Origin of the sequence: Pseudonocardia bannensis, assembly GCF_012911875.1 — a bacterium.
GTDB classification, from domain to species: Bacteria; Actinomycetota; Actinomycetes; order Mycobacteriales; family Pseudonocardiaceae; genus Pseudonocardia; species Pseudonocardia bannensis.
The window spans coordinates 1-9,465 of the sequence record NZ_JAAXKZ010000177.1 but is presented as its reverse complement, the minus strand read 5'-3'; the positions used below and the strand labels follow the sequence as shown (position 1 = coordinate 9,465).

9 protein-coding genes are annotated in these 9,465 nt (G+C 73.6%); 4 read left to right on the top strand and 5 right to left on the bottom strand.

The annotated features are described in order from the left end of the window. The 4 genes from HF519_RS28090 to HF519_RS32010 form a co-directional block, all read right to left on the bottom strand. A partial coding sequence (locus HF519_RS28090) for a hypothetical protein (protein WP_169416002.1) occupies positions 1 to 700 on the bottom strand: 700 nt, incomplete at its 3' end. A 112-nt stretch (positions 701 to 812) separates the two neighbouring features. Next, positions 813 to 2,216: an FAD-binding oxidoreductase gene (locus HF519_RS28085; RefSeq protein WP_169416001.1), complete on the bottom strand. Its 1,404-nt coding sequence runs from the start codon at positions 2,214 to 2,216 to the stop codon at positions 813 to 815. An 84-nt stretch (positions 2,217 to 2,300) separates the two neighbouring features. Continuing rightward, positions 2,301 to 2,444: a LuxR C-terminal-related transcriptional regulator gene (locus HF519_RS32015; protein WP_312860401.1), complete on the bottom strand. Its 144-nt coding sequence runs from the start codon at positions 2,442 to 2,444 to the stop codon at positions 2,301 to 2,303. Positions 2,445 to 2,455: 11 nt separating this feature from the next. Continuing rightward, entirely contained in the window at positions 2,456 to 3,130 is a 675-nt protein-coding gene (locus tag HF519_RS32010; RefSeq protein WP_246245374.1) for a hypothetical protein, read from the bottom strand. Between HF519_RS32010 and HF519_RS28075 the strand changes: the two genes are divergently transcribed. Beyond that, the gene (locus tag HF519_RS28075) at positions 3,089 to 4,513 is read left to right on the top strand and encodes a class II fumarate hydratase (RefSeq protein ID WP_169416000.1); all 1,425 of its coding nucleotides are present in this window, start codon (positions 3,089 to 3,091) and stop codon (positions 4,511 to 4,513) included. The two genes, HF519_RS32010 and HF519_RS28075, sit on opposite strands and share 42 nt — an antisense overlap. A gap of 122 nt (positions 4,514 to 4,635) precedes the next feature. Continuing rightward, on the top strand, positions 4,636 to 5,823 hold the full coding sequence (locus HF519_RS28070; protein ID WP_169415999.1) for an EAL domain-containing protein: 1,188 nt from the start codon (positions 4,636 to 4,638) through the stop codon (positions 5,821 to 5,823). A 12-nt stretch (positions 5,824 to 5,835) separates the two neighbouring features. On the opposite strand, the gene HF519_RS28065 is transcribed toward HF519_RS28070, so the two are convergent. Continuing rightward, a complete protein-coding gene (locus tag HF519_RS28065) occupies positions 5,836 to 6,252 on the bottom strand; it encodes a DUF1801 domain-containing protein (RefSeq protein WP_169415998.1) in 417 nt (138 codons plus the stop codon). A 163-nt stretch (positions 6,253 to 6,415) separates the two neighbouring features. Here HF519_RS28065 and HF519_RS28060 point away from each other — a divergent pair, with 163 nt between their 5' ends. Together HF519_RS28060 and HF519_RS28055 are read left to right on the top strand one after the other, a co-directional pair. Further along, positions 6,416 to 7,957 carry an ATP-dependent DNA ligase gene (locus tag HF519_RS28060; RefSeq protein WP_169415997.1) on the top strand — a complete coding sequence of 514 codons (1,542 nt, stop codon included), beginning with the start codon at positions 6,416 to 6,418 and terminating at the stop codon, positions 7,955 to 7,957. 50 nt (positions 7,958 to 8,007) lie between these two features. Further along, positions 8,008 to 9,450 (top strand): GuaB1 family IMP dehydrogenase-related protein, encoded by a 1,443-nt coding sequence (locus tag HF519_RS28055; RefSeq protein WP_169415996.1) that lies wholly within the window; start codon positions 8,008 to 8,010, stop codon positions 9,448 to 9,450. Positions 9,451 to 9,465 lie beyond the last annotated feature (15 nt).

The following is a 9,465-nucleotide window of genomic DNA, read 5'->3' as shown; positions in this document are numbered from 1 at the left end:
GACGGAGGCCGGTGTGCCGTTGCCGGGCCGCGGCACCGTCGACGCCGGGGGCCGGTCCTGGGTCGAGTACGACGCCGACGGCACCGAGCCGTTCCGGGTCACCGAGATCGCCACGCCGGGTCAGCCGGACGTCGGCGGCGACCTCGTGGGCCGGCGCGCCCGCAGCGGCGAGGGCCGTGGCCTGCCGGTCGAGACCGATCAGCAGCCGCTGGAGCCGTCGCGTCAACGCCATCTCCGCGGGCGTGAACGCCACGGTGCGGCCGAGCACGAAGGACCTGTCCGCCGGGCCGTTGCTCAGCAACCGGATCGCGAACTGGTGCTCGATGTCCCACTGCCGGCCGAGCTCGTACCAGGAGCCCAGCGTCCGGGCCCCGACCAGCGTCACCGGGACCTCCGCCACCTGGATCGGCGCCACGTCCCGGGTGGCGAGGTAGTAGCGCAAGATCGGGTGCGCCGTCGCCGCCTGCTCCCGGGCCCAGGTGTTGAGCTCGTCGACCAGCCGTGCGAGCGAGCCCTGCTGGTAGATCCGCTGCACGGGCACCCGACCGGGTTCCCGGATGTGGAAGGCGCAGCCCACCCCGCGGAACGTGGCCCGCAACTGGGCCGCGACCCGCTCCTCCGGGAAGGCGGTGAGTGGCGTGGCGAGCAGGTCGGCGACGAAGTCCACCCATTCACACTCGGCCCGCCCGATCCCGGCCATGCGCGACCACCCCATCCGCGTTCCCCAGAGGGGTTCGAGGTGGGGGCGGAACCGTTACACACCAACGGCTCCGGCGGCGCGTTTTCCCCCGTCCGTCGGAACCACCGCGACCTCAGCGGGGCGCCGCCGCGGGACGGATGTTGGCGTTGCCGTGGAACACGTTGTCCGGGTCGTACACCGCCTTGACGGCGGCCAGCCGCTCGTACTTCGGGCCGTAGGAGGCGCGGACCCGATCGCCCTCGGCGGGCTCCACCGCGTTCACGTACGTGCCGGCGCCCATCGCGTACGGCTGCAGCGCCTCCCAGAACGACCGCACCCAGGCCCGCTCGGCCGGCAGTGTGTCGAGGTCGGACACCAGGCCGAGGATGAACGCGGTCAGGCGCGGTGTACGGCCGCCGCCGAACGCGGTGTCCGACTCGGCGACCTCGGTATAGGCCCCGTCCAGCGGCAGGAAGATGAGCTGGGTGAGCGGCGATGTCTTCCGCGGCAGGTGCTCCGCGATCACGGCGATCACGTCGTCGGAGAACCCGCTGAGGTAGGTGCTCTTCTCATAGCAGCCGAGCCCCCAGGCGTTGCCCTCGTCGAACATCTGCTGGAGCGCGACGTACGGCATCGGGGTGCACACCTCGAACGCCGGTGGCTGCGCCGTCCGGATGCGTTCGGCGACCGCGGCGTGCTGCTCGGCGGCACCGAAGCCGACCAGCACCATCGCCACCCCGGGGGTGCCCCGGAGCGGCTCCGGTACGAACGGGGCCGCCGGTGCGTTGATCCCGGCGACGACCAGATTCAGGTCGCGAGGCAGATCGGCGGACACGTCCCGGGCCACGCGCAGCGCCTCGGTGGCGCGGTCGAGGCTCCAGAAGCACAGCGCCATCTCCACCATGGGGTCGACCTCGTGCAACCGGAACTCGAACTCGGTGACCACGCCGAAGTTGCCGCCGCCCCCGCGGACCGCCCAGAACAGGTCCGGGTTCTCGTCGGCCGCCGCCCGGCGGATCGCACCGTCCGCGGTCACGATCTCGACGGCCGTCACGTTGTCCAGCGCCAGCCCGAACTTGCGGGTCAGCCAGCCCATCCCGCCACCGAGGGTCAGCCCGCCGACACCGGTGTGGCTGACGGTCCCGGCCGGCGTCGCGAGTCCGTGCTCCTGGGCCGCGGCGTCCAGTTGCGCCAGGGCGGCCCCGCCCCCGACGCGCGCGCGGCGGGCCGGCGGGTCCACCTGGACGGTGTCCAGCCGGCTCAGATCGATCATCAGAGCACCGTCGGCCACCGCGGTGCCCGCCGCGTTGTGCGCACCACCGCGCACGGTGATCTCCAAGCCGTTGTCCCGGGCGAAGCCGATCGCGGTGCTGACGTCGGCCGCATCGGCGCACCGCACGATCACGGCGGGGCGCCGGTCGATCTCACCGTTCCAGACCCGCCGCGCGTCGTCGTAGTCCACCTCGTCCGGCCCGATCACCCGCCCGGCCGTCCGTAGGCGCAGCGATCCCAGCTCACCGCTCACCGTCCGTGTCATGCGCTTCCTCCCCGGTCGCCCGCCCGGACGCGGCCGAGGTTAGGGGCGCCGCACCCCACCCCGACATACGCAGAACTGCGCAGGTCACGGGCCGTGGACACCCGCGAGCAGACCGAGCCGCTGGGCGCGCAGCACGGCGGAGAGCCGATCGGTCACACCGAGTTTCGCGTAGGTCCGCTGCAGGTGCTTGTGGACGGTCCGCTCGGCGATGGCCAGCCGTCGACCGATCGCGAGGGCGGTCAGGCCCTGGGCCAGCAGGCCGAGGACGGCGTGTTCACGCCGTCGGCGCCGGGGGCGTCCCTGTGCCGGGCCCCGCCGAACGCCTCGACCTGGCGCTCGAGACCGGACAGCAGCAGGCGGACCCGGTCGGCGAGCGCGATCTCGGCGGCCGAGAACGGCCGGGCCCGGCCGAGGGAGAACGCCCGGAGCCGGCCGGCCTCGAACCGCAACGGCAGCACGAGCTGACCGGCGCAGCCCCACGGCCGCGCGAGCTCGTTCCACGTGGCCGTGATCCGGGGGTCGACGCCCCGGCCCGGGTCGCCGGCGACCTGGATCGGTTCACCCCGACCGGCCGGCCGGTAGCAGCACGGGATGGGTCGCACCTGGCAGACGCCGGGCGTGCCCCAGGCCTCGATCCCGGCCCGGTGCCCGGCACACCGCTCGTTGCGGAGCCAGAGCCTGGCTCTGATGCTGCCGCAGGCGGACTGCTCGCCGAACGCACACCCGGGCAGCTCGAACGTCCCGCACAGCCGGGCGGCGATCCGCTCCTCCGGCCAGTCGGTGAGCGGCTCGGCCACCAGCTCGGCGATGAAGTCCAGCCACTCCCACTCGCCGGGCTGCGGCGGTACCGCACGAGGGAGAACATTGCGGTCATGACCACCGACAGCGACGCCGGCCAGTTCCGTATCGAGCACGACACCATGGGCGAGGTCCAGGTGCCCGTCGATGCGCTGTGGCGGGCCCAGACGCAGCGGGCCGTGCAGAACTTCCCGATCTCCGGGCGCGGGCTGGAGCGATCCCAGATCCGTGCGCTGGGGCTGGTCAAGGGTGCGGCGGCGCGCGTGAACGGCCGGATCGGCGTGCTCGGGCAGCAACTGGCCGACGCGATCGCCGCCGCGGCGGACGAAGTGGCCGCGGGGCAGCACGACTCGCACTTCCCGGTGGACGTGTTCCAGACCGGGTCGGGGACGTCGTCGAACATGAACGCCAACGAGGTGATCGCGACGCTCGCGGGCAGGGCTCTGTCGTCCACGGGCGAGTCCGTGCATCCGAACGACCACGTCAACGCGTCGCAGTCGTCCAACGACGTCTTCCCGACGACCATCCACCTCGCCGCGACCGAGGCGGTGGCCACCGACGTGATCCCGGCGCTGGAACACCTGGCCACCGCGCTGCGCCGGCGTGCGGCGGACTGGGCGGACGTGGTCAAGGCCGGCCGCACACACCTGATGGACGCGGTGCCGATCACGCTCGGCCAGGAGGCGGGCGGCTGGGCAACCCAGACCGAGTACGGCGCCGCCCGGCTGCGCGACGTTCTCCCCCGGCTCGGCCAGCTGCCGATCGGCGGCACGGCCGTCGGCACCGGGTTGAACGCGCCCGACGGGTTCGGTGCGGCCGTTGTCGAGGAGCTGCGCGCCGCCACCGGCCTCGACGTGTTGTCCGAGGCGGCGGATCACATCGAGGCCCAGGGTGCCCGCGACGGGCTGGTGGAGGCCTCGGGGGCGCTGCGCACCGTCGCGGTGTCCCTGTTCAAGATCGCCAACGACATCCGCTGGCTGGGTTCGGGTCCGCGCACGGGGCTGGCCGAGCTGCACCTGCCCGACCTGCAGCCGGGCAGCTCGATCATGCCCGGCAAGGTCAACCCGGTGATCTGCGAGGCGACGATGATGGTGGCCGCGCAGGTGATCGGCAACGACGCGACGGTCGCGTTCTCCGGCAGCCAGGGCAATCTCGAGCTCAACGTGATGATGCCGGTCATGGCACGTAACGTGCTGGAGTCGGCACGGCTGCTCGCCGCGGCAGCGCGGTTGCTGGCGGACAAGGTCGTCGACGGGGCGGAGGCCGACGTCGAACGGACCCGCGAGTACGCCGAGTCGTCGCCGTCGGTGGTGACGCCGCTCAACTCCTACCTCGGGTACGAGGAGGCGGCGTCGATCGCGAAGCAGTCGCTCAAGGAGCGCAAGACGATCCGGGAGGTCGTGCTGGAGCGCGGGCACGTCGAGAACGGGAAGCTGACCCTCGAGCAGCTCGACTCGGCGCTGGACGTGTTGGCCATGACACAACGGCGCTCCGGATGAAACAGGCGCGGCGGCCGTCCCGGCCGTCGTCACCCAACGTTCATTCGCTGTACAACAAGCTTCACCCCGGCCGTGACAAGGTTTCCCCGTTCACTTAGGCAACCCTCAGAACGGGTCATCAGATGACGGAGTACGAGCGGTTCACCTTCGAGCCCATCTTCAACCTGCAGACGGCCCGGGTCATCGGATTCGAGGTCCAGCCCCGCAACCCGCGGGACCAGGTCGGGGTCCGGTCCGTCGGTACGGTCTGGGGGACACGGCAGATCGTCGACCTCGACGCGGGCATCGCGCTGGCCTCGCTGGCCTTCGCGACCGACTACGACGCCACCGTGCCGCTGCACGTCAACGTGCTCGCCGACACCGTCGTCGCCTCCCGCCGGCGGTTGCGGTCGATGATCGACGGGCTGGCCCAGCGGGACCGGGTGATGCCTCCGGTCGTGCTGGAGATCAACCCCGCCGCCTCGGCCGCCCCCGTCGAGGCACTGGTCGACGGGTTGGCCGAGCTGCGCAGCTGGGGCTTCCGGATCGCGCTCGACGGGGTGGGCCGGGGCTTCGGCCTGGACCTCGTGCCCACGATCCGGCCGGACCTGGTCAAGCTCGACGCCCACCTGGTTGCCGCGCTGCCCCGGGGTGGTCCCGCCGAGGCGGTGGTCCGGGCGGTCTGTGACGTCTGCGCAGCCGTGGGGGTCCGGGTGACCGCGACCGGGGTCGCCGACCGCGGCCAGCTCACGCCGTTGCGCGGGCTGGGCGTGTCGTGGGCCCAGGGCTCCCTGCTGGCCCCGCCGCGCCGCCGCCCGTCCACGGGCGGTGTGCAACTGCCGTTGGACCTGGTCGCGCTCGCCGGCGAGCGAACCTCCGCCCCGCGCGGGGCACGCCCGATGCCGGGCTCCCGGCCCCGCCCGCGCCCGGCTCTGGTGCGGGAACTCGCCCAGGCCGCGGTCTCGCTGCCGGACACGGCGACGGCGGAGGCCGCCCGCCGTGCGCTGGCCGACCACCCGCAGGCCGGGGGGCTCGTGCTCCTCGGCGCCGGCCGGCGGCCGACCGGCTACCTCGACCGCAACCGCTTCATGCTGGCCATCTCGGGACCGTACGGGCGGGCGCTCTACGCGGAGCGGCCGGCCGGCGCTCTCGCCGAGCCGCCGCGCGTACTCGGTGAGCAGACCTCGATCCGGGAGGCGCTGCAGACCTGCCTGAGCGGGGATCGGACGCGCAGCTACGACGACATGGTGCTGACCGGGCCCGACGGGAGCTGCGCGGGGGTGGTGCGAGTGGCCGACCTGTTGCGGGAGGCGACCGTCCCGGCGGCGTGAACGCGTCGGCGGTCAGCACAACTCCCCCGGCGGGTTCGCCGCCGCCTCGGCCAGCAGCCGGGCGAGCACGTCGCGATCGAGGTCCGCGGCTCGCTGGACCCGGATGCAGCTCCTGCCGATCGACGCCTTCGGCAGCCGGTCGGCGTAGGCCTCCGCGAGGTAGCGCCCGTCCGGGCCGACGGCGGTGACGTAGAGGGAGATGTAGCGCTTGTTGCTGGCCAGGCCCACCAGCATCCAGTCGCCTTCCCGGCCCGAGGCGTACCGGTAGTGGTAGCGCCCGTAGCCGAGCATCCGGAACTGCATCGTCGGCTCGAGCTGCGGGACGGTCGCGCGGATGAGCTCGTGCAGCTCGCGGATGTCGGAGCGGCGGGGCTCGTCGAGGGCGTCGATGTAGGCGTCGTGGGTGGCGGCGTCGCTGGTGCCCTGCATGGCGGCTCCTCGGATACGCGGGCCTCGACCGTATCCGGGGATACCGACGAGCCGGGCGGCTGCGAGGCCCCTCCCGCGCCCCGGCACCGGTTCCGGCGGGACCGCGAGGTATCCGGGGGCGCGTAGCAGTGCGGCTGTCGGTGGGCGCTGCCACACTGCGTCCGTGCTGCTCAACGAGGTCGTCCGCACGTCCGTCGCGGTCGGTGCCACCCGCTCGCGCAAGGACAAGACGGCCGTCCTCGCCGCCCTGCTCCGCGCGGCCGGCCCGGACGAGATCGAGGCGGCCACCGCGTGGCTGGCCGGTGAGCCGCGGCAGGGCCGGATCGGCACGGGCTGGCGTACCCTGTCCGCCCTCGCCACCGATCCGGCGTCCGAGCCGGCGCTCACCGTCGCCGAGGTCGACAAGACCCTCGATGCACTGGCCATCACGGCCGGTGCCGGCTCCGTGGCGCGCCGCCGCGAACTGCTCACCGGGCTGTTCGCCGCCGCGACGGCCGACGAGCAGTCCTTCCTGGGCCGGCTGCTCACCGGCGAACTGCGCCACGGCGCGCTGGAGGGCGTGATGCTCGAGGGCATCGCGGCCGGGGCCGGGGTTCCGGCCGCGACGGTACGGCGCGCGTTCATGCTGTCCGGTCGGTTGCCGGAGACGGCCCGGGCCGCGCTCACCGGCGGTACCGAGGCTCTCGAAGCGATCCGGTTGGAGGTCGGCCGTCCGGTGCGGCCGATGCTGGCCGCCCCGGGCGACTCGCTCGACGCCGCGCTGGCCGGGCTGGGCCCCGGGGTGAGCGTCGAGTTCAAGCTCGACGGCGCCCGCATCCAGGTGCACCGCGACGGTGACGAGGTCCGGGTGTGGAGCCGCACGCTGCGCGAGATCACCGACGGCGTCCCCGAGATCGCCGAGCACGTGCGCCGGCTGCCGTGTCGTTCGGTCGTGCTCGACGGCGAGACCCTCGCCCTCGACGACGACGGCCGCCCGCGGCCGTTCCAGGACACGATGAGCCGGTTCGGCAGCGATCAGGGCGCCCCCGGCGACCTGCTCAGCCCGTTCTTCTTCGACGTGCTGCACCTCGACGGCACCGACCTGCTCGACGTGCCGCTGGCGCAGCGGATCGAGGTGCTGGCCGGGCTGCTCGGCGGCCCGGAGGGCGCGCTGCTGCGGATGCCCGGGACGCTGCGCCCCACGGGCGCGGAGGCGGCCGCGGTACTCGACGCCGCGCTGGCCGCGGGGCACGAGGGCGTCATGGTGAAGTCGCTCGACGCGCCGTACGCGGCAGGCAGGCGCGGCCGGGCCTGGCAGAAGGTCAAACCGGTGCACACGCTCGATCTCGTGGTGCTCGGGGCGGAGTGGGGCTACGGACGTCGCACCGGCAGCCTGTCCAACATCCACCTCGGCGCCCGCGACCCGGACGGCGGTGAGCCGATCATGGTGGGCAAGACGTTCAAGGGCATGACCGACGAGTTGCTAGCCTGGCAGACCGCCACGTTCCCCGGGTTGGCGCGCGCGGATGAGCGCGGGCACGGCGGCAACACCGTCCTCCTGCGTCCCGAACTCGTCGTCGAGATCGCCCTCGACGGTGCGCAGCGCAGCACGCGCTACCCCGGCGGGGTCGCGCTGCGCTTCGCCCGGGTGCTGCGGTACCGCCCGGACAAGACAGCAGCCGAGGCTGACACGATCGACACCGTCCGGGCCCTGCTGCGCGACTGACCGCTCCGAGCTGTGCTGACAGCGGGCGCGACGCGTACGCTTCACGTCTCGTGCGCTTCCTCGACGGGCAGACCCCCGGTCACGACCTGACCTACGACGACGTCTTCCTCGTCCCCGGGCGATCCTCCGTGGCCTCCCGCTTCGATGTCGACCTCACCACCGCCGACGGCTCCGGCGCCACGGTGCCCGTGATCGCGGCGAACATGACCGCGGTCGCCGGCCGGCGGATGGCCGAGACGCTGGCCCGTCGCGGTGCGCTCACGGTGCTGCCGCAGGACGTCGCCCCGCAGGCCGTGACCGAGATCGTCGCGTGGATCAAGTCACGGGACACGGTGTGGGACACCCCGCTCGTGCTGCGCACCGGTGACGCCGTGGCCGACGCGCTGAACCTGCTGCCCAAGCGGGCGCACGGCACCGTCGTGGTCGTCGACGACGGGGGCCGCCCGGTCGGCACCGTCGACGAGGCCGCCTGCCTCGGGGTGGACCGGTTCACCCGGCTCGCCGACGTGCTCGACCCGTCACCCCTCACGCTGCCGATGGGCACCCCAGCGCGGGAGGTCTTCGAGGCCCTCGGCGGCACCCGGGGCGTGGCGCTCGGGCTCGACGCCGACGGCCGGCTCGCCGGGCTGCTCACAGGTCTGGGCGCGCTGCGCGCCGAGATCTACACCCCGACCCTCGACGCACAGGGCCGGCTGCGCACCGCCGCCGCGATCGGGATCAACGGCGACGTCGCGGTGAAGGCGAAGGCGCTGCTCGACGCCGGGGTCGACCTGCTGGTCGTCGACACCGCGCACGGCCACCAGGACAAGATGCTCGACGCCCTGCGGGCCGTCCGCGCGACCGTCGACGCCGCCGACATCCGGGTCCCGATCGCGGCGGGCAACGTCGTCACCGCCGAGGGCGTGCGCGACCTCGCCACCGCCGGGGCGGACATCGTCAAGGTCGGCGTCGGCCCGGGCGCGATGTGCACCACCCGGATGATGACCGGCGTCGGGCGACCGCAGTTCTCGGCGGTCGCCGAGTGCGCAGCCGCCGGGCGCGACCACGGCGTGCGGGTCTGGGCCGACGGCGGCGCACGGCACCCGCGCGACATCGCGCTCGCCCTCGCGGCGGGCGCCTCCGCCGCCATGATCGGGTCCTGGCTCGCGGGCACGTACGAGTCACCGGGTGACCTGCTGCGCGACGAGGCGGGCCGGCCGTACAAGGAGTCGTTCGGGATGGCGTCCAAGCGTGCCGTGAGCGCCCGCACCCGCGGTGACGGCGGTTTCGACCGCGCCCGCAAGGCGCTGTTCGAGGAGGGCATCTCCAGCTCGAAGCAACTGCTCGACCCGGCCCGCCCGGGCGTCGAGGACCTGCTGGACGGGATCTGCTCGGGCGTGCGGTCGGCGTGCACCTACGCCGGCGCCCGCACCCTCGATGAACTGCACGATCGCGCGGTCCTCGGCGTCCAGACCGTCGCCGGTTTCACCGAGGGCACCCCCCACGGCCTCTGACGAGCCGCGCCGGCC

What these genes read in the sequence shown, in the direction of transcription:
- HF519_RS28085 (WP_169416001.1), bottom strand. Translation starts at nt 2,216, where the DNA reads ATGACACGGACGGTGAGCGGTGAGCTGGGATCGCTGCGCCTACGGACG.
- HF519_RS28075 (WP_169416000.1), top strand. Translation starts at nt 3,089, where the DNA reads ATGACCACCGACAGCGACGCCGGCCAGTTCCGTATCGAGCACGACACC.
- HF519_RS28070 (WP_169415999.1), top strand. Translation starts at nt 4,636, where the DNA reads ATGACGGAGTACGAGCGGTTCACCTTCGAGCCCATCTTCAACCTGCAG.
- HF519_RS28065 (WP_169415998.1), bottom strand. Translation starts at nt 6,252, where the DNA reads ATGCAGGGCACCAGCGACGCCGCCACCCACGACGCCTACATCGACGCC.